The sequence below is a fragment of the Nonomuraea sp. NPDC048916 genome, from assembly GCF_040649575.1.
In the GTDB taxonomy this organism is placed as follows: Bacteria; Actinomycetota; Actinomycetes; order Streptosporangiales; family Streptosporangiaceae; genus Nonomuraea.
On the sequence record NZ_JBEZFS010000009.1, the window covers coordinates 39,948 to 57,772 of the forward strand.

Here is a 17,825-nt window from a genome sequence, read left to right on the forward strand (position 1 = left end):
ACCCAGATGCTCGACTCGCTGATCGTGCCGTTGTTCATCACCACGGACCTGCCGCCCGGCGCCGACCTGGCCGGGTTCGGCGAGCTGCTCGCCGAGACGGCGCGCACGCTCGACCATGACGGCGCGAGCTACGAGGCGTTCCTGGCCGGCAAGGTGTTCTGGCTCGACCGGCCGGTGCTCCCCCGGCAGCGGCCCGCGGCCGACGTCGAGCTGCGGTTCGCGGGCATGCTCGGCCACCTCGCCGCCTCGGGGCCCGGTCACACGCCGGCCGGCGTGGTCGCCGACGTGCGGCGGGCGGTCTCCGCCGCGGTCGCCGCCCGTTACGGCGAGGTGGGAGCGGCCCCGGCGGTGTTCGCGATCCGCGACCGCGACGTCCGCGAGCGCACCCCCGACTTCGCCCTCTACATCGACACCCACGACGCGGTCCCCGACCTCGTCACAGCCACCCGCCCCTTTCTCTAGCCCCCGCCCCCTTCTCTAGTCCCTGCCCGGCACGGACGGTGTTCGGCACGCACGGGCCGGCACGGCCGAGGCTGGCACGCACGGCACGGCCGGTGGACGGCACGGACGCCCTTCCCCCCGTACGGGCGGCGTTGCGGCCCCCGGCCCGCGGTGCGTCCAGTACGACGCGGGCTCGCCTCACGGGGTCAGTTCGACGAACGACACGGCCGGCATCGGCAGGTCGAACTCCAGCGTCACCGTTCCGCCCTCGGCCGTGACCCGGGCCGGCGGCGTGAGCTCGTCCAGGGTGTTGGCCGCGTGGAGCTCGTCCCACTGGCGGCCGGCCGGCCAGTCGCCGCCGCCCATCGACCGCCAGACCGCCTCGATGTCGGAGTGGTCGTGGTCGAGACGGTGGTGGGTGAGCGTGTGGTCGCCGTCCAGGCCGCCGATCGCCAGGGTCACCGATCGGGCCAGCTCCGGCGCTCCGGCCGCCCGCGACTGGTCGAGCGTGCCGTTCCAGACCAGCACGCCGACCCGGCCGTCCCCGTGCCGGGCCGCCCAGACCTCGACGCCGGCCGCGTCGCCCTCGACCGTGGCGGCGAGCTCGTCGTCGCCCAGCCGGGCGGCCAGGGTGAGGGCGTGGAAGCGGGGTTTGCGCAGGTTGCCGACCGTGAGCAGACCGAAGCCGCCGTGGAAGAGCCGCGGCGGCCGGCCCAGCTCCTCGAAGTGGTCGGAGGCCACCCAGTGCGACAGGGCCTCCAGCCGGCCCGCCGCCGACTTCATGCCGTGCAGCAGGAACGTCGCCCCGAACGGGCCGTCGCCGATGCCGTGGAAGTGGGTGGGCGTGGGCCCCCACTCCGTCCACCAGATGGGGGTGCCCGGCCTGCCGTGCCGGGCCAGGGCGGGACGCCAGTCGAGCGGCGCGTTGCCGTAGGTGTGGGTGGAGATGAAGTCGAGAGCCGCGCCCGACCCGGCGACGTGGGCCAGCAGCTCCTCCATCCAGCCGTCGGCGGCCGAGGCGGGGCCGCCCACCCGGAGGCCGGGGTGGACGTTCTTCACGGCGGCCGCGCTGACGTCGTACAGCAGGAAGTAGTCCTCGGGCGTGCCGGACCAGAAGACGGCCAGGTTGGGCTCGTTCCACACCTCGAAGGCCCAGTGGTCGACGAGCTCCTGGATTCCGTAGCGCTCGGCCAGGTGCTCGACCAGGGCCCGCACCAGGTCGCCCCACGCCTCGAAGTCCCTGGGCGGCGAGATGACCGCCTCGTAGCCGAACACCGTCCGCGTCGGGTCGGCGGCCAGGTCCCGCGGCATGAAGCCGAGCTCGACGACCGGGCGCAGGCCGAGGCCCATGATCGTGTCGTAGACCTCGTCGACCCGGGTGAAGTCGTGGACCGCCCGGCCGTCCACCTCCCGGTAGACGCCGAGGTCGTCGCAGAGGATCGCGTGCGCCCGCACGGCCCGCACGCCCAGCTCGTCGCGCACGGTGCGCAGCGCCTCGGCGAGCTCCGCCCCGACGAGCCGGCCGCCCGTCTCCTCCCGGCTCAGCAGGTACGACAGGTGCTCGGAGCCGATCATGGGCTGCCAGGGCCGCTGGAGCCTTCCGGTCACCCGGGCGGCGTCGACCCGCACCGTGACGGCGGCGGGCCCCGCCGGAAGGGGCCCGGCGGTCACTTCGGCCGAGCGCGGCCCGAGCGTGTCCATGGTGGCGAGGGCGGCCACGGAGTAGGCGGTCGGGCCGTGTGCCGTGTCGACGTACCGGCAGCCCGGCACGGCGGGCACGTCCACGTCCGGCTGCCCCACCGGCACACCGTCGCGGTGCACCAGGTAGCCGATCGCGCCGGGCACCGGATCCCAGGTCAGCGTCACCTGCCCGGCTCCGGGACAGGCCCGCAGGCCGGCCGGGGCCGGCGGCGCGGGCGGCGAGGCCGGGACGACCTCGCCGGAGGCCTGGTGGATCCGCTCGCGCCAGTCGTCGCGGGCGGCGTCGGCGGTGCTCATGGATGATCCCCGATCTGTTGGAGGGTTCAGTTGCCGGGCGGGACGACGGCCCACTCCTCCAGCCGCATCACCGGCCGGAGCCTGGCCTCGACGTCGGCGCTGCCGAAGTAGCGGTGCAGGTTGCCCCCGGCGAGCACGTTGCCCAGCGCGGCCATGACCATCCCCTGGTCGAGCGCGAGATACCACTTCGACACCGCGCCCGAGCGGACCGCGACCGAGTCGTAGAAGCCGCCCGGCCCGTAGGCGTCGAAGTTCTTCCGGAGCCTGGCCAGGTTGTCCAGGGCCTCGGCGCGGGCGTAGGGCAGGGCGAGGAACGCGGCGTGCGGGGTGACGACGCCGTCGCCGTAGGAGGCGGGCTCGGGCTGGGCCGGGCGGCAGCCCTCGTAGCCGGGGTCGGAGGAGGTCCGCTCGGCGTCGGAGGTGTAGCCCTCGGCGAGCATGCCGAGCGGGTCCACGCCGTACTCGCGGTAGCCGCCGTGGGGGTCGTTGGACGGGGAGAAGCCCCAGTAGCCGTAGCGGGCCTCGCGCAGGCCGTGCTCGATCTGCGCCTTGACGAACACCGGGTGGTTGCGGCCCCAGCTGCGGGGCGCCCACTTCGCCTCGGGCACCACCAGGTCGGGCATCAGCTCCTCGAACATCGAGCCGCCCCAGTTGGGGACGTAGCGCATGCCGCGGTAGCCGTACGTGCCCTCCCAGACGTTGACCCCGAGGTGGGACGTCCAGGAGCCGGTGGGTTTCTGGTCCTGCCAGGCCCAGTCGCAGCCGTTGTCGGGGAAGGTGCGGTAGGGGCCGAAGTAGTGCTCGCGCGGCAGTTGCCCGAGCGCGATGCCGACATAGGTGCCGATGCGGGTCTCGCTGGGGGAGCCGTAGTGGTGGCAGGTCGAGTAGACCGTGGTGCCGGTGCCGGCGTAGTCGCTCTCGACCGAGCACCCCTCGGGCCGCTCGGGCCAGAACCCGCCGCGCAGCAGCCCGGTGCCCGCGTCCGGACGGGCGGCCGGGTCGTAGTAGGAGGCGAAGTTCATGGACGTGGCCAGCCGCCAGGCCCTCGCGCCGTACCGGCGCCTCGCACCATCATCAGGGCCGAGGCGAGCCAGCCGTTGTCGACGCTGGAGGCGAACGGCCGCACCGGGTCTCCGTTGTCGGGCCAGGTGCGCACGAGCTGAAGGGTGGCCGGGTCGTACCAGTTGTAGTACTGGCCGGTCGGGCCGTGGCGTTCCAGCCGTTCGAGCGCGTCGAGCACCCTGCCGATCCGGGCGGAGGCGTCGGCGGGCTTGATGACGCCGAGGTCGCGGGCGGTGAGGGTGCTCCAGACGTACGTGCCGATGTTGGTCGGCGAGGTGACCTGGGCCCTGGTCTTCAGGTCACCGGTGACCTTGTCGGCGGGCAGTCCGGTTCCCGGGTCCACCATGGCGGCCATCGAGCGCCACGTGTCCTTCGCGTACTGGCGCAGCGTGTCGTCTCCGGCCGGGGCGGCGGAGGCGTGGGCCGCCCCCGGCACTCCGACCACGAGCACGAGGACGCCGGACAGGAGGGTCTTGCGCATGACGATGCTCCTCACTTGAAGGCTCCTCACTTGAGCCCTGACGTGGCGATTCCCTGGATGAAGAAGCGCTGGAGGAAGACGAAGAGGACGAGGATCGGCGCGACCACGATCATCGCGCCGGCGATCAGCAGGTTGTAGTGGGTGCCCTCGTGGCCGTTGAGGATGTTCAGCGCCACGGGCAGCGTGTAGACGTCCTCCGACTGGGCGACCACGGCCGGCCAGAGGAAGTTGTTCCACGCTCCGAGGAAGGTGATCAGCCCGAGCGTGGCCAGCGCCGGCCTGCACAGCGGCAGCACGATCCCGAAGAAGATCCGGAACTCCCCCGCGCCGTCCACCCGCGCCGCGTGGATCAGCTCGTCGGGCAGGTCGGCGATGAACTGCCGCATGAGGAAGACGCCGAGCGGCGTGATCAGCCCGGGCAGGATGATCCCGATGAACGTGTTGACCATCCCCAGCTTCGCGATCAGCACGAACTGCGGGATCATCAGCACGATCGCCGGCACCGCCATCTGCGCCAGGACGAGCGCGAAGACGGTGTCCCTGCCGCGGAAGCGCAGTTTGGCGAAGCCGTAGCCGACCATCGAGCAGAAGAGCAGGTTGCCGGCGACGATCGCCAGCGCGACGATCACGCTGTTGGCGAACGCCTGCCCGATGTGCACCCGTTCGAGCAGCTCGCGGTAGTTGTCCAGGGTGAACGTCTCCGGCCAGAACGTCGGCGGGTCGCGCCTGATCTCGGTCTCCGGCTTGACCGAGCTGAGCCCGGCCCACAGGAACGGCCCCACGACGAGCAGCAGCCCGACGATCAGCCCGAGATAGGTGACCAGGTGCTGCCCGCGTGTCCGCCTCACCGCGCCCTCCCGATCCTGAGCTGCAGCACGGCCAGCGCGATGATCACGGTGAAGAGCACCGTGGCCGCGGCGCCCGCGTAGCCGTAGTTGCCCACGCCGAACTGCTTGAAGATGGCCAGCGAGGCCGACAGCGTGGAGTTCAGCGGCCCGCCCCCGGTCATGATCAGCGGCTCTTCCAGGAACTGCAGGAACCCGGTCGAGCTGTAGATCGTGCAGAACAGGATCACCGGCCGCAACTGCGGCACCGTGACCGACCGGAACCGCTCCCAGCGCCCGGCGCCGTCGACCTCGGCGGCCTCGTACAGCTCGCGCGGGATGCCCTGGAGCGCGGCCAGGAACACCACCATGTCGAAGCCGAAGCTGCGCCAGGCCGTCATCACGATGATCGACGGCAGCGCGGTGGCCTCGTCCTGCAGCCAGGCCGGCCCCTGCACCCCGACCGTCTCCAGCAGCCGGTTGAGCGGTCCGGCCTGGGGTTCGAGCAGGAACTTCCAGGCCACCGCGACGCCGATGATGCTGGTGATGTGCGGCAGGTAGTAGCCGAGCCGGAAGAACGCGGCCGGCAGCCGGGCGATGCCCGAGTTGAGCGCCACCGCGGCGGCCAGGCCGAGCCCGATGGCCAGCGGCAGCGTGGTCACCACGAAGATCGCGGTGTTCAGCGCGGCCTTCCGCATCGCCTCGTCGTTCGCCAGCCGGATGTAGTTCTCCACGCCCACCAGGTCGACGCCGAGCGGGTCGGACACGTCGGTGCTGCGCATGTCGGTGAAGCTCATGCCCAGCCCGGCGAGCAGCGGCCCGAGGTAGAAGACCACGAACATCAGGAGGAACGGCAGCACGAACACCCAGCCGAGTCCTGCCCCGCGTAATCGGCCCATCGTCTACAGGCCGGTGCCGATCGTGTCGGCCTGCGCCTGGATGGCCTTGGCCGTCTTCTCGGGCGTGGACCTGCCGAGCGCCAGCTTCTCCAGCTCGGCCTCGAGCACCTTGGCGACCTGCTCCCAGGTCGGGTAGGGCGGCGGCGTCTTGGCGTCCTTGAGCTGCTCGCCGAAGACCGCCACCCGCTCGTCCGAGGTCAGCTCCGGCTCCTGCCAGGCCGACTGGACGCTGGGCAGCGCCTTGACCGTGGTGTACCACTTGGCCTGCACCTTGGGCTCGGTCAGCCACTGCACGAACTTCCAGGACGCGTCGCGGTTCTTGGCCTTCTTGAAGACGACCAGGTCGGAGCCGCCCACGAAGCTGGTGGCCGAGACCGGCCCCTTGGGGTAGGGGGCGACGCCGAACTTGTCCTTGAAGCCGGCGCCGCCGTCGTTCTCCAGCACGCCGATCATCCACGGGCCGAGGAAGAAGCCGCCGACCTCGCCCTTGATGAAGTTCTGCGGGAAGGCGCCCCGGGGCGTGTCGTTGGGGGCCAGCTTCTCCTCGAACAGCGAGGCGTACTGCTTGAGCGCGGTCACCGCCTCGGGAGTGTCGAAGCTGTACTTCCCGTCCTTGACGATCTCGCCGCCGGCCTGCCAGATCAGCGGCAGCAGCTCCTGCCAGGAGCCCTCGGTGTAGCCCTGGTTGAAGCCCTTCTCGGCGCCGCCCTTCTCCTTCAGGGCCTTGACGAACGTCCGCAGCTCCTCCCAGGTGGCCGGCGGCTTGACGCCCGCCTTCTCGGCCAGGTCGGTTCGGTAGAACAGGACGCGGGTCTCGACGTACCACGGCACGCCGTACGCGGTGCCGTTGACGTCCACGGTCTGCCACGCACCGGGGAAGAAGGCCGACTTGTCGATCAGGTTGCCGGGGGTCGGTTCGAGCGCGCCGGTCTTGGACAGCTCGCCCGCCCAGGTCGAGCCGATCATGCTGACGTCGGGGGTGGCGCCGCCCGCGACAGCGGAGATGATCTTGTCGTGGGCGACGTCCCAGCCCATCGGCGTCACCTTCACCGTGACGCCGGGGTTGGCCGTCTCGAAGTCCTTGGCGAACGCGCCGAGCGCCTTGCCCTCCTCGCCGATCGCCCACACCGTGATCTCGCCGGAGGCGGCGCCGCTCTTGACGTCCTGTGCCTGTTCCTGGGCCTGGTCGGAGTCGCGCCCGCAGCCGGTCGCCACGATCGCGAGCGCGATCAGGGCGGCGGCCGGGCGCCTGGTCGAGGTGTTCACTGGGGTTCCTCCTGGGGGTGGTGACCGCAGCTGGCACGGAACACCAGCTCGGTGGTCAGGACGAGGTGTTGGGGGGTCGTGCGGGCACCGGTGATCAGCTCGTCGAGCGCCCGTGCGGCGCGCGCGCCCAGCTCGCGCATGGGCTGGCGGATCGTGGTGAGTGCCGGGCGGGCGTGGCGGGCGGCCATGATGTCGTCCCACCCGGTCACGGCCACGTCGCCGGGCACGGCCAGCCCGAGCTCCTCGGCGGCGAGCAGCGCGCCCAGCGCCACCTCGTCGTCCGAGCAGATGACGGCTTCGGGCCGGTTCCTGGAGCGCAGCAGCGGCAGGGCCGCCTCGTAGCCGTGCTCGACGGTGTAGTGGGAGATGGGCACCGCCTCGATCGCACCGCCCAGCACCGACCGCACGCCCTGCCAGCGCTCGTCCACGTCGTCGCCGGTCGTCAGCGGAGCGCCGAGGAAGGCGTAGCGGCGGTAGCCGTGGCCCAGCAGGTGAGTGGCCAGCGCGCGGGCCGAGGCGGTGTTCTCGCTGCGCAGGGTGTCGGCCCCGGCGAGCGGCTCGCGGGAGACGAACACCAGCGGCATGCCCACGCCGACCAGCTCGGCGACGAGGGCGCCGGGCACGGTGTGGCCGAAGACCAGCATGCCGTCGACCCGCCCGGCCAGGTCCTTGACCAGGGCGTGCACGTCGCGGGTGCGGCCCTTGGTGGACAGGATGACGACCGAGCGGCCCAGCTCGGAGGCGACCTCCTCGTAGCCGAGCAGCACCTGCGTGTAGTAGGGGCCCGCGAGGTCGGGGAAGACGATCCCGTTGGCGGCGTGCCGGCCCTCGGCCAGGCTGACGCCGAGGCGGCTGGGCGTGAAGTTGAGCTCCTCGACGGCCTTGAGCACCCTCTCGCGGGTCTTGGCCGCCACGGGGCCGGTGCCGCGCAGCGCCCTGGACACGGTGGCGATCGACACGCCTGCCCGCCGGGCCACCTCGTAGATCGTCACGTCCATACGCGCTCCCCTTTTCTGTAAGCGCTTTCACTCCATTCGATGAAAGCGCTTACAGAAAAGCCAGTGTGCCAGGATCGCCCGCGTCCGTACAGACCCACGCGCGTGATGGTGACATCACGGCGTTCCCGGGTAGCCGGTCAGGCATGCTCTACGGCAAGGAACACGTGCAGCGCTACCAGCAGACCGACGGCAGGGAGGGGCACGACTGGAACAACACCACCGTCCTGCTCCTGACCACGAAGGGCCGCAACAGCGACCAGGCGTACACCACGCCGCTCATCTACCAGCGGCACGGCGACGACCACGTCGTCGTGGCCTCCAAGGGCGGCGCCCCCGGATGATCGTCCGCCGCCGGGATGCTTCAGGATGGAGGCATGAGCCGCGAACATCACTACCGCACCACGGTCACCTGGACCGGCAACCTCGGCGAGGGCACCTCCGGCTACCGGGCCTTCAGCCGCGACCACGAGGTGTCCGCCGAGGGCAAGCCGCCCGTGCACGGCTCCTCCGACCCGGCCTTCCGGGGCGACCCGGCCCGCTGGAACCCGGAGGAGCTGCTGGTCGCGTCGCTCTCGCAGTGCCACATGCTGTGGTATCTGCACCTGTGCGCGACCAACGGCGTCGTGGTGACCTCCTACGTCGACGAGGCCGAGGGCGCCATGTCCGAAGGCGCCGACGGCGCGGGCCGCTTCACCTCGGTCACGCTCCGGCCCACGGTCACGGTCGCCGCCCCCGAGACGCACGACAAGGCCGTCGAGCTGCACCGGGAAGCTCACCGGCTGTGCTTCATCGCCAACTCGGTGAACTTCCCCGTGCACCACGAGCCACGGATCCTGCACGCCGCCAGCACCGACCTCTAGAACCTCGGAAACCTCCGGAACCCGTCAGAACGTCACCAGCGGGTCGCCGATGAAGTCGGCGATGAAGTTGACGAAGAAGAACCCGAAGAACAGGAAGTTCAGTATCAGGATGACGTAGTGCCACGGACGGGGCCGAGCCGGGCGGGGGAGCTTGCTGTTGAGGTAGATGAGCATGAACGGGTAGATCAGCGCGCCCAGGTTCGACATGTTGGCCGACCACTCCACCAGCCCGACCGGCAGCGAGAAGTGGATGATGATCGAGATGACCACCAGCAGGATGATCATGAACGGGTAGTAGAAGCGGCGCGGGTCGCCCTCCACCAGGGCGCGCAGCCGGGGGCTGGTGGCGTGGGCGGCGTCGGTGGTCACCCTGACCATGGCCTCGAAGATGCCGAGCTGGGTGGAGAAGAGGATCAGCACGCCGAGCACGAGCGCCAGGTAGAACATGACCTGCCCGTACTCGTCGCCGAGCGCGGAGGCGACGAACGTGGGGACGTTGGCCCGGGTGGGCCGCTCCCCCGACATGGCCACGGCCTGCGACATGAGCAGTGTCGGCAGCAGCATGCCGAGGATGGCGCCGACGAAGAAGACGCCCCACATGTCGACCATCAGCAGCCGATACCACCGGCGCCACATGCTCCGGTTGCGCTCGTCGTCCGGGAAGGTGACGCCGCTGGCCAGGATCTCGGTGCGCTCGCCGCGCAGGCCGGAGATGTAGCCGGCGCGGAATCCCATGCCGTAGCCCTTGTCGCGGTAGTGGCCCATCACGTACCAGTTGAGGCCGGAGGCCAGCGCGGTGAAGCCGGCCAGACCGCCCAGTTGGGTGGCGGTGATCCCGCTGGGCGGGGCGGCCGGGGTGACGAACCCGCGGATGCCCTCCCACCACTGGGCGAACGGCACCACGAACAGGCAGAGGGCCAGCAGCGCGATCAGGATGGAGCCGACCATCACCCAGTTGGCCAGCTCCAGCGCCCGGCTGATCCGGCGCGCCGTGGCGGTGATCACGAAGACCAGCACCAGCAGCGCGATGGCCCACAGCCGGGGCTCCTCGGCGCCGGCGGGCGGCGGCTCGCCGTGGAACAGGGCGTAGACGCCCTGCCCGGCGGAGGCGGCCCAGCCTCCGGCGATGAACGCGAAGATCACGATGAGCACCGAGAGCGGGACCCAGAGCTTCCATCCCGGAGGCACCCGCCCCCAGCCGACGACCGGCGTCTCACCGGTGGCGAGGACGTAGCGGGAGCATTCCACGTTGTAGAACGTCTGGAGCAGGGCGGACACCAGGATGACCCAGCCGACGCCGACGAAGCCGTACTGGCCGACGCTGAGCGGGCCGAGCAGCCATTCGCCGCTGCCGATGGAGATGCCGAGCGCGATCAGGCTCGGGCCGACGGCGTACTTGAACAGCTCCTTGGGGCCGATCCTGGAGACCTTGAACACCTCTTCAGGCGAGGGCAGGTCGGTGACGGTGAGATCCGGGCGGCTGACTCCGAGTGGATGCGACATCTCAGGCCTCCTGCCGTTCAGGGTGATCCTCTGCCCGGTCGGCTACAAGACCCAAATGCCGCGAAACCCATATACCGCGCGTGGATGTGCGCGCCGACGACAGGATGCGTCATGGAGACCTGGCAGACCTGACCGGCGGGAGACGTGACGGCCGCGCTGGCCTATCGTGCGGGGGCATGAGATCTCTCGGGGAGGCCGGCGTGCCGCGAAGGCCCGGGCGGCTGGGAGTGGCCCTGGCCGTGACGGCGTTGGCGGCGGCCTGCGTCCCATCACCCGCGCGGGCTCCGGGCAGTCCCACCCCCGGCCCGGCCGCCTCGGCGATGGGCACGCCCGGCGGATCGCTCACTCCCGTGCCGGCGACGGGCCCGACGCCGCCGCCCCTCGCCGCCGCCCCGGAGCGCTGCGCTCAGCCGCCGCCCCACGCCGACCAGCTGCGCGCCAGGCCGGTCAGGACGACCTGGCGCGCGGTCTCCACCGACAAGGGGTACGGCGGCTTCGAGAAGCTGGCGGTGGGCGGTGACGGCGCGGTCTGGACGACCCACTTCACCCAGCGCGAGAGTGGCGGAGCCGTAGAGACGAGGTTCGCCGGGCTGCGCCGCCGGCACGGCGGGCGGTGGGAGGCGTTCCCGCTGCCGGACATGCGGGTGACCGCGCTGGGCGCGACCTCGGCCGGGCAGGCCTGGGCGTTCGGGCTGGCGGGTGACCAGGCCGACCTGGCCGGGCTGGTGGGCGGCTTCCGGGACGGCGCGTTCGCCTCGTCGCGGCTCACCGGGCGGTTCGGCGCCACGATCGGCGCCGGCGGCACGGCCGCCCGGGGCGCGTGGGCGGTCAACGGCACGGCGGCGCTGTCCTGGGACGGCTCCACCTGGCGGTCGCACGAGCTGCCCGCGCCGGCGGGCGCCGTGGGCGGCACGGGCACGGACGTCTGGACGGTCAGCGGCCCGCTGCTGGAGGCGGGCCCGGCCGCCCGCTGGAACGGCACGGCCTGGCAGCGGGTCGGCGTGCCCGAGCTGGGCCTGCCGGCCGGGGCCGGCTCGCCCCGGGCCCACCTGAACGACGTGGCCGTGCTCGGCCCGGACGACGTATGGGCGGTCGGCGGGGTGTCATGGCTGGTGCCGGGCAGGTACGACAGGGAGAACGAGCCGCTCGAACGCTACCGGCCGGTCGCCCTGCACTGGGACGGCGACACGTGGCGGTGCGACTGGGGCGCGCTCGGCAGCACGTTCGCGCAGGCGGAGCCCGACGGGCGGGGCGGCCTGTGGGTGCTCGACTCGACCGGCTCGCGCCTGCTGCGTCACGCCGGCGGCCGGTGGACGAGCGAGCGGCTGGACGGCAAGGTCTCCGCGCTCGCCCAGCGTCCCGGGACCACCGAGGTCTACGCGGCCGGCGAGGTGGGGCACGACCTCACCCGCGCGACCCTGTGGCGGAGCCGGTGAGTGAGCCGGTGAGCGAGGTGTAGAGGTCGAGGGTGCGCCGGGCGATGCGCTCCCAGGAGAAGTGCTCGACGGCCCTGACGCGGCCCGCCTCGCCCAGGGCGCGGGCCCGCGCCGGGTCGCCCAGCAGCGTGTTGACCCGGTCGGCGAGGTCGGCGGCGAATCGGGCGGGGTCGCGCGGGTCGCCGTCGGCGCCCTGGTCGATCGGCACCAGCAGCCCCGTCTCGCCGTCGGCCACCACCTCGGGGATGCCGCCGGTCGCCGTGGCCACGACCGCCGTCTCGCAGGCCATCGCCTCCAGGTTCACGATGCCCATCGGCTCGTAGACCGACGGGCACACGAACACCGTCGCGTGCGTGAGCAACTGGATCACCTCGGGCTTGGGCAGCATCTCGGAGATCCACACCACGCCCTCGCGCTGGTGTCCGAGGTCGCGCACCAGGCCCGTCACCTCGGCCGCGATCTCCGGGGTGTCGGGCGCGCCGGCGCAGAGCACGAGCTGGGCGCCGGGGTCGAAGGACCGCGCCGCGCGCAGGAGGTGGATCAGCCCCTTCTGCCGGGTGATCCGGCCGACGAAGACGACGTAGGGCCTGTTGGGGTCGACGCCGTGTTTGTTCAGGACGTCGTCGCCCCGGTCGGGAGAGTATTCGGTGGTGTCGATGCCGTTGTGGATCACGCTCACCCGGTCGGCCGGGATCTCGGGATAGGCGGCGAGCACGTCGCGCCGCATGCCCTCCGACACGGCGATCACCGCGTCGGCCGCGGCGAGCGCGGTGCGCTCGGCCCAGGACGAGATCGTGTAGCCGCCGCCCAGTTGCTCGGCCTTCCACGGGCGCAGCGGTTCGAGGCTGTGCGTGGTGATCACATGCGGGATGCCGTACAGCATCTTCGCGACATGCCCGGCAAAGTTGGCGTACCAGGTGTGCGAGTGCACGAGATCGGCGCCCCCGCAGGCGGCGGCCATCTCCAGATCCACCCCGAGCACCTGCAGCGCGGCGTTGGCCGTCTCCAGCCCGCCGGGGACCCGGTAGGCGGCGACGCCTGGTTCGTCCCGATCGGTTCCGAAGCATCGCACCCGGACGTCGGTCAGGCGCCGCAGCTCCCGGGCGAGGTATTCGAGGTGGACGCCGGCTCCGCCGTACACCTCGGGTGGATACTCCCGGCTGAGCAGATCAACGCGCATGAGACGACCTTACGAGCAAGCCGAGCGCCGGGGACACACCGACAAGCCGGTAAATATCGGCCCGCCGGATGGCACTGTGGAGGCAGGCGTGGCCGGTCACGGGGGTCCGCTCGCGCGAATCACCGCAAAACGTGACGCCCAGGAAGAGAGCCGTGCGGGGTTTCGTCGATAGATCGGCCATTTGGGGGTAGCGTCCTGGACATGAGGTCCCGGAGGGTGCTTGCGGTCGTGCTGGCAGGTGGAGAGGGCAAGAGGCTCATGCCTCTCACGGCGGACCGGGCGAAACCGGCGGTGCCGTTCGGCGGGATGTACCGGCTCATCGACTTCGTGCTGTCCAACCTCGCGAACGGCGACTTCCTGAAGATCGTCGTGCTGACCCAGTACAAGAACCACAGCCTCGACCGGCACGTCTCGCGCACGTGGCGGCTGTCGGCGATGCTCGGCAACTACGTGACGCCGGTGCCCGCGCAGCAGCGGCTGGGCCCGCGCTGGTTCTCCGGCTCGGCCGACGCGCTCTTCCAGAACCTCAACCTGATCTACGACGAGATGCCCGAGCACGTGATCGTGTTCGGCGCCGACCACATCTACCGGATGGACCCCCGGCAGATGCTCGAACAGCACGAGGACTCCGGCTCCGACGTGACCGTGGCCGCGATCAGGCAGCCGCTGTCGCTGGCCGACCAGTTCGGCGTGATCGAGACCGATCCGCAGGGGCGCCGGATCGTGGCGTTCCGGGAGAAACCCAAGGACGCGGTGGGCCTCGCCGACTCGCCGGACGAGGTGTACGCCTCGATGGGCAACTACGTGTTCAAGACCCAGTCCATGATCGACGCGTTGCGCGAGGACGCCCTCGACCCGTCGAGCAAGCACGACCTGGGCGGCAACATCATCCCGATGCTGGTCAAGTCGGGTGGGGCCGACGTCTACGACTTCGCGCACAACGTGGTGCCCGGTTCGACCGAGCGCGACCGGGGCTACTGGCGCGACGTGGGCACGCTCGACGCCTACTACGAGGCCCACATGGACCTCATCTCGGCGCACCCGATCTTCAACCTCTACAACGACAAGTGGCCGATACACACCGGCCACGACCCGCTGCCGCCGGCCAAGTTCGTGCACAACGACGGCGACCGGGTGGGCCGGGCCATAGACTCCCTCGTCTCCCCCGGCGTGATCGTCTCAGGCGGCACGGCGTTGCGGTCGATACTGTCGCCCAAAGTGGTGCTGCACTCCCACTCGCTGGTCGAGGACTCTGTGCTGATGGAGAACGTCAAGGTGGGCCGGGGCGCGGTGGTGCGCAAGGCCATCATCGACAAGAACGTGGTGATCCCCGACGGCGCCCGGATCGGCTTCGACCTCGACTACGACCGCACCCGCTTCGCCGTGACCCGGGGCGGCGTCGTGGTCATCGGGAAGAACGAGATCGTGGACCGCTGACCGGCAGGCTGAGCAGCCGTCCGACCAGAGATCTGGCGTGCTCGGGCCCGACCGGGCGGCTGAAGAAGATGGCGTGATAGTAGATCGGCGCGATCACCACCTCCAGCAACTCCAGCAGTGTCGGCGGTCGTTCTCCCCGCTCCACCGCCCGGTCCAGCATCGCCTGCAACTGTGCCGCCCGGTCCGCCATGTAGACCGGCGAGTCGTCAGCCCGGGTGCCCACCTGCGCGGCGCGCACGTACAAACCGCCCAACGGCCCGGCCACGTCCTCGGCCAGCCGCACCGCGTAAGCCTCCAGGTCACCCCGGAGCGACCCGGTGTCGGGCATCGGCGAGGCCTGCGAGAGCCGCTCGGTCACCACATCGTCGATCAGCGCGCTCAGCGTGCCCCAGCGCCGGTAGACGGTCGCCTGGTGCACGCCTGATCGTTCGGCTACCTCGGCGATGCTCAGACTGTCCCAGTCCGCCTCGCCCAGCAGGTCCATCACAGCCTCGTGCACCGCCGTACGGACCCTCGCGCTGCGGCCACCCGGCCTGCGTGCAGGTTGCATGCCGCCATCTTAACGCGAACCGTCTTGCGTTAAGCACCCCAAAGGGCATACCTTGAAGCGAAATTCTTCGCATTAAGGAGTCTCAGTGCGCCCGATCATCTTCGAGAAGGACCCCACGTTCTGGTACGAAACACTCCGCTCGTTCGGTCACATCGCGTACGGCGGCGCCGATTTCGGCGAGGTGCTGACCACATCGCAACGGATCATCGAGGGCGACTACGACAGCTGGCACGACGAGTGGCTGGCCACGGCCGACCGGGTGACCGCCGAGGCGGCGGAATCCCTGGCGGCCGGGCGCCGGGTGAGCGCCCGAGACGGGTTCCTGCGCGCCTCCAACTACTACCGCGCCGCGGAGTTCTTCCTGCACGGCGACCCGGCGGACCCACGCATCGACGTCGCCTACACCGGGCAGGTGACCTGCTTCCGCGCCTTCGCCGACCTGTCGGGCATCGAACGGGTCGAGATCCCCTACGAAGGCACCACGCTGCCCGGCTACCTCTACCGGGGCACCGGTGGCGCGACGGTCGTCATGCACAACGGCTTCGACGGCAGCGCCGAGGAATTGCACTTCTTCGCCGCCGCCGCGCTGTCGGAGCGGGGCTTCAACGTGCTCACCTTCGACGGTCCCGGACAGCCGGGCGCCCTGCGCGAGGGGCTGGTGTTCAGGCCCGACTGGGAACACGTGGTCGGCCCGGTGCTCGACTTCCTGCTCGCCGAGCCGCACGTGGACGATTCACGCGTGGCGCTGCTGGGCGTCAGCATGGGCGGGATGCTCGCACCCCGCGCGGCCGCCTTCGACCCGAGGATCAAGGCGCTGATCGCGTTCGACGGCGTCTACGACATGGGACACATCGTCGCCGCGCGCTTCGGCGGGGACCGGTCCGCCGCGGCTCAAGCGCTCAGCCGTCCGGAGGCGGACGCGCAGTTAAGCGCGCTGATGGAGCACGACCCCACCATGCGGTGGGCGTTCACCCACGGCACCTGGGCCTTCGGCGCGCCCTCACCCCGCGGCTACCTCACCGCTCTGCTCGACTATCACCTGGGCGACGGCGTCGCCGAGCGGATCACCTGCCCGACGCTCGTCTGCTCCGCCTTCGGCGACTTCGCCTTCCAGGGCCAGCCCGAGGCGCTCTACGAACACCTGACCTGCGACAAGACTCTGATCGAATTCACCGAGGCGGAGGGCGCCGACGCCCACTGCCAGTCGGGCGCCCAGCGCCTGGCCCTGGCCCGCATCTCCGACTGGCTGGAAAGGATCTTCGCATGAACCGCTCCGTGCTGAACGTGCTGCTGTGGGACGTGCTTCCCTCGGTCGCCACCTACTACCTGCTGCGCATGCTGCGTATCGACGAGTACGCCGCCCTCCTCGCGGCGGCGTCCGCCGGGCTGCTGCGGGTCGGCTACGTCGGCATCCGGGAGCGCAGGCTGGACGGCTTCGCCGCCTTCATGTGCCTGGTCTTCGGCCTCGGCCTGATCCTCTCTTTCGTCACCGGCGACGAGCGCCTCTTACTGGCCGTCAAGTCGGTCACGACCGCGGTCGTCGCCGTCGTCTTTGTCGGCACCTGCCTCACCGGCCGCCCGGCGGCCTTCGGCGTGGCCAAGCGCTTCGGCGCGGAGGACGCTCGGACGGCCGCCCGCTGGGAGGCGCTCTACCAGGCCGAGCCCGGCTTCCGCCGTGTGTACGTGGTCATGACCCTCACCTGGGCCGCGGCTCTGCTGATCGAGTCGGCACTGCGCATCCCCCTCGTCTACCTGCTGCCCGTGGACGTCATGACGGGCCTGTCCGCGCTGCTGCTCATCGGCACCGTGCTCCTCATCGGCGTATGGAGCGCCTGGTACGGCAAGCGCGGCGAACTCGCCCACCAGCAAGCCGAACCGACAAAGGGTCAATCACCGCCCGCACACGAGGGCTGACGTCGTCTGGAGCCGTCGATCGTCGCGGTGATGGTCCACGGAGAGCACGACCGGTCACCGAGGCGTTCATGGCAGCCTTGGCCGTCACCGCGAACTCCACCGCCGGCCTCCTCGCCTGACCGGCTCATCTCATCGCTGATGGACCCGGCGGTTCAGTACTGCCTGACGTTGTAGTCGTAGCCGCACGGCAGCGGGTTCCCGGCGCGCGCGGGCGGCGCCCGACGGGTGGATCCGCTCGTGGTAGTCCCACCACAGCTCGTCCAGCGCGTCCTCGCCCTCGCGCAGGTCGTCGACCACGAGGCCCGTGTCCAGCACCCGCCCGGCCCTGCCGAGGTCGCCCGCGTCCAGCGCGGCCCGGGATTCCAGCAGCCGGACGCGCCCGTGCCACCGGTCCTTGGTGGTGAGCCGGTCGATCAGGGCGAGCGCGTCGAGGGGTCGCCCGGCGGCGATGAGGGCTCCGAGCGTCTCGATCGTCAGCGGGCGTAGCCGGGCGCCAGCGCGTGGGCTCGCGTGTAGAGGCCGGCCGCCCGCTCGTCGTCCAGCACCACCAGATTGCGCAGCGCCCACGCGTTCTCCGTGCAGGCCAGGGACCTCTCCCAGGCGTCCCGCGCGCCCTCGCGGTCGCCGTCGTGATACCGATTCACGCCGAGGTGCAGCAGGGTGAACCAGGTGCCGCCCGACCGCTCGATGGACCTCTCCAGCAGCGCCCGCCATTCCGGGCCGACCGTGTAGGAGGAGGGCGGCAGGGCGGGTGCGGGGGTGGGGATCGAGCCGTCACGCACCAGCGCCAGCCACGACTGCTGGTCGCGGCCGATGGTCGTCTCGGCGAACGGCGTGCCGGGCAGGTTCAGCGCCCTGCTGCGCCGCTTGGCCAGGACCTTGCGTTCCAGCGCGCCCCAGCCGCTGCCCACGTGCAGCGTCTCCTCGGGTACGGCCCGCGCCAGCCGGACGGCCTGCTCGTGCTCTGGCTTCGAGG

Annotated in this window: 18 protein-coding genes and 1 pseudogene; 7 read left to right on the forward strand and 12 right to left on the reverse strand. The window is 71.1% G+C overall.

The genetic code is table 11. From position 1 onward, the window contains the following. Positions 1-6 precede the first annotated feature (6 nt). Positions 7-462: a hypothetical protein gene (locus tag AB0C16_RS11045; RefSeq protein ID WP_357681317.1), complete on the forward strand. Its 456-nt coding sequence runs from the start codon at positions 7-9 to the stop codon at positions 460-462. A 177-nt stretch (positions 463-639) separates the two neighbouring features. Here AB0C16_RS11045 and AB0C16_RS11050 read toward each other — a convergent pair whose 3' ends face one another. From AB0C16_RS11050 to AB0C16_RS11080, 7 genes are read right to left on the reverse strand one after another with little or no spacing between them, the layout of a single operon-like run. Next, a complete protein-coding gene (locus tag AB0C16_RS11050; protein WP_357681319.1) occupies positions 640-2,439 on the reverse strand; it encodes a hypothetical protein in 1,800 nt (599 codons plus the stop codon). Positions 2,440-2,465: 26 nt separating this feature from the next. Then, positions 2,466-3,461, reverse strand: coding sequence for a glucoamylase family protein (locus tag AB0C16_RS11055; RefSeq protein ID WP_357681321.1), 996 nt, complete (start codon positions 3,459-3,461; stop codon positions 2,466-2,468). Then, positions 3,458-3,982 (reverse strand): DUF3131 domain-containing protein, encoded by a 525-nt coding sequence (locus tag AB0C16_RS11060; RefSeq protein WP_357681323.1) that lies wholly within the window; start codon positions 3,980-3,982, stop codon positions 3,458-3,460. The genes AB0C16_RS11055 and AB0C16_RS11060 overlap by 4 nt, the downstream gene beginning before the upstream one ends. A 26-nt stretch (positions 3,983-4,008) precedes the next feature. Continuing rightward, entirely contained in the window at positions 4,009-4,830 is an 822-nt protein-coding gene (locus tag AB0C16_RS11065; RefSeq protein WP_357681326.1) for a carbohydrate ABC transporter permease, read from the reverse strand. Next, positions 4,827-5,705, reverse strand: coding sequence for a sugar ABC transporter permease (locus AB0C16_RS11070; protein WP_357681328.1), 879 nt, complete (start codon positions 5,703-5,705; stop codon positions 4,827-4,829). The genes AB0C16_RS11065 and AB0C16_RS11070 overlap by 4 nt, the downstream gene beginning before the upstream one ends. Before the next feature lie 3 nt (positions 5,706-5,708). Continuing rightward, positions 5,709-6,971: a sugar ABC transporter substrate-binding protein gene (locus AB0C16_RS11075; protein ID WP_357681330.1), complete on the reverse strand. Its 1,263-nt coding sequence runs from the start codon at positions 6,969-6,971 to the stop codon at positions 5,709-5,711. Then, complete coding sequence (locus AB0C16_RS11080) at positions 6,968-7,969, reverse strand: LacI family DNA-binding transcriptional regulator (protein WP_357681332.1); 1,002 nt, start codon at positions 7,967-7,969, stop codon at positions 6,968-6,970. The genes AB0C16_RS11075 and AB0C16_RS11080 overlap by 4 nt, the downstream gene beginning before the upstream one ends. Before the next feature lie 143 nt (positions 7,970-8,112). Between AB0C16_RS11080 and AB0C16_RS11085 the strand changes: the two are divergent. After that, a pseudogene (locus tag AB0C16_RS11085) lies at positions 8,113-8,304 on the forward strand (nitroreductase/quinone reductase family protein); the annotation flags it as partial. Between the two features lie 39 nt (positions 8,305-8,343). Continuing rightward, a complete protein-coding gene (locus AB0C16_RS11090) occupies positions 8,344-8,829 on the forward strand; it encodes an OsmC family protein (RefSeq protein WP_357681334.1) in 486 nt (161 codons plus the stop codon). A gap of 24 nt (positions 8,830-8,853) precedes the next feature. On the opposite strand, the gene AB0C16_RS11095 is transcribed toward AB0C16_RS11090, so the two are convergent. Beyond that, positions 8,854-10,332 (reverse strand): Nramp family divalent metal transporter, encoded by a 1,479-nt coding sequence (locus tag AB0C16_RS11095; protein ID WP_357681336.1) that lies wholly within the window; start codon positions 10,330-10,332, stop codon positions 8,854-8,856. Positions 10,333-10,508: 176 nt separating this feature from the next. Here AB0C16_RS11095 and AB0C16_RS11100 point away from each other — a divergent pair, with 176 nt between their 5' ends. Then, on the forward strand, positions 10,509-11,768 hold the full coding sequence (locus AB0C16_RS11100) for a hypothetical protein (protein WP_357681339.1): 1,260 nt from the start codon (positions 10,509-10,511) through the stop codon (positions 11,766-11,768). On the opposite strand, the gene glgA is transcribed toward AB0C16_RS11100, so the two are convergent. Beyond that, positions 11,737-12,948 carry a glycogen synthase gene (gene glgA, locus AB0C16_RS11105; protein ID WP_357681341.1) on the reverse strand — a complete coding sequence of 404 codons (1,212 nt, stop codon included), beginning with the start codon at positions 12,946-12,948 and terminating at the stop codon, positions 11,737-11,739. The genes AB0C16_RS11100 and glgA overlap by 32 nt on opposite strands. 201 nt (positions 12,949-13,149) lie before the next feature. Between glgA and glgC the strand changes: the two genes are divergently transcribed. Beyond that, positions 13,150-14,385, forward strand: coding sequence for a glucose-1-phosphate adenylyltransferase (gene glgC / locus AB0C16_RS11110; RefSeq protein ID WP_357681343.1), 1,236 nt, complete (start codon positions 13,150-13,152; stop codon positions 14,383-14,385). Here the strand turns inward: glgC and AB0C16_RS11115 are convergent. Next, entirely contained in the window at positions 14,354-14,935 is a 582-nt protein-coding gene (locus tag AB0C16_RS11115; RefSeq protein ID WP_357681345.1) for a TetR/AcrR family transcriptional regulator, read from the reverse strand. The two genes, glgC and AB0C16_RS11115, sit on opposite strands and share 32 nt — an antisense overlap. An 85-nt stretch (positions 14,936-15,020) precedes the next feature. Here AB0C16_RS11115 and AB0C16_RS11120 point away from each other — a divergent pair, with 85 nt between their 5' ends. Both AB0C16_RS11120 and AB0C16_RS11125 read left to right on the forward strand, forming a co-directional pair. Then, complete coding sequence (locus AB0C16_RS11120; protein WP_357681347.1) at positions 15,021-16,202, forward strand: alpha/beta fold hydrolase; 1,182 nt, start codon at positions 15,021-15,023, stop codon at positions 16,200-16,202. After that, positions 16,199-16,849, forward strand: coding sequence for a VC0807 family protein (locus AB0C16_RS11125; protein WP_357681350.1), 651 nt, complete (start codon positions 16,199-16,201; stop codon positions 16,847-16,849). Before AB0C16_RS11120 ends, AB0C16_RS11125 begins: the two co-directional genes overlap by 4 nt. Before the next feature lie 129 nt (positions 16,850-16,978). On the opposite strand, the gene AB0C16_RS11130 is transcribed toward AB0C16_RS11125, so the two are convergent. Beyond that, positions 16,979-17,416, reverse strand: a complete 438-nt coding sequence (locus AB0C16_RS11130; RefSeq protein ID WP_357681352.1) for a hypothetical protein — start codon at positions 17,414-17,416, stop codon at positions 16,979-16,981. Beyond that, on the reverse strand, positions 17,323-17,760 hold the full coding sequence (locus tag AB0C16_RS11135) for a hypothetical protein (protein WP_357681355.1): 438 nt from the start codon (positions 17,758-17,760) through the stop codon (positions 17,323-17,325). Before AB0C16_RS11135 ends, AB0C16_RS11130 begins: the two co-directional genes overlap by 94 nt. Positions 17,761-17,825 lie beyond the last annotated feature (65 nt).

Coding starts and splice junctions, on each gene's coding strand:
- AB0C16_RS11055 (WP_357681321.1), bottom strand. CDS start 3,461: ATGAACTTCGCCTCCTACTACGACCCGGCCGCCCGTCCGGACGCGGGC.
- glgC (WP_357681343.1), top strand. CDS start 13,150: ATGAGGTCCCGGAGGGTGCTTGCGGTCGTGCTGGCAGGTGGAGAGGGC.
- AB0C16_RS11060 (WP_357681323.1), bottom strand. CDS start 3,982: ATGCGCAAGACCCTCCTGTCCGGCGTCCTCGTGCTCGTGGTCGGAGTG.
- AB0C16_RS11100 (WP_357681339.1), top strand. CDS start 10,509: ATGAGATCTCTCGGGGAGGCCGGCGTGCCGCGAAGGCCCGGGCGGCTG.
- AB0C16_RS11070 (WP_357681328.1), bottom strand. CDS start 5,705: ATGGGCCGATTACGCGGGGCAGGACTCGGCTGGGTGTTCGTGCTGCCG.
- AB0C16_RS11095 (WP_357681336.1), bottom strand. CDS start 10,332: ATGTCGCATCCACTCGGAGTCAGCCGCCCGGATCTCACCGTCACCGAC.
- AB0C16_RS11125 (WP_357681350.1), top strand. CDS start 16,199: ATGAACCGCTCCGTGCTGAACGTGCTGCTGTGGGACGTGCTTCCCTCG.
- glgA (WP_357681341.1), bottom strand. CDS start 12,948: ATGCGCGTTGATCTGCTCAGCCGGGAGTATCCACCCGAGGTGTACGGC.
- AB0C16_RS11080 (WP_357681332.1), bottom strand. CDS start 7,969: ATGGACGTGACGATCTACGAGGTGGCCCGGCGGGCAGGCGTGTCGATC.
- AB0C16_RS11045 (WP_357681317.1), top strand. CDS start 7: ATGCTCGACTCGCTGATCGTGCCGTTGTTCATCACCACGGACCTGCCG.
- AB0C16_RS11050 (WP_357681319.1), bottom strand. CDS start 2,439: ATGAGCACCGCCGACGCCGCCCGCGACGACTGGCGCGAGCGGATCCAC.
- AB0C16_RS11090 (WP_357681334.1), top strand. CDS start 8,344: ATGAGCCGCGAACATCACTACCGCACCACGGTCACCTGGACCGGCAAC.
- AB0C16_RS11115 (WP_357681345.1), bottom strand. CDS start 14,935: ATGCAACCTGCACGCAGGCCGGGTGGCCGCAGCGCGAGGGTCCGTACG.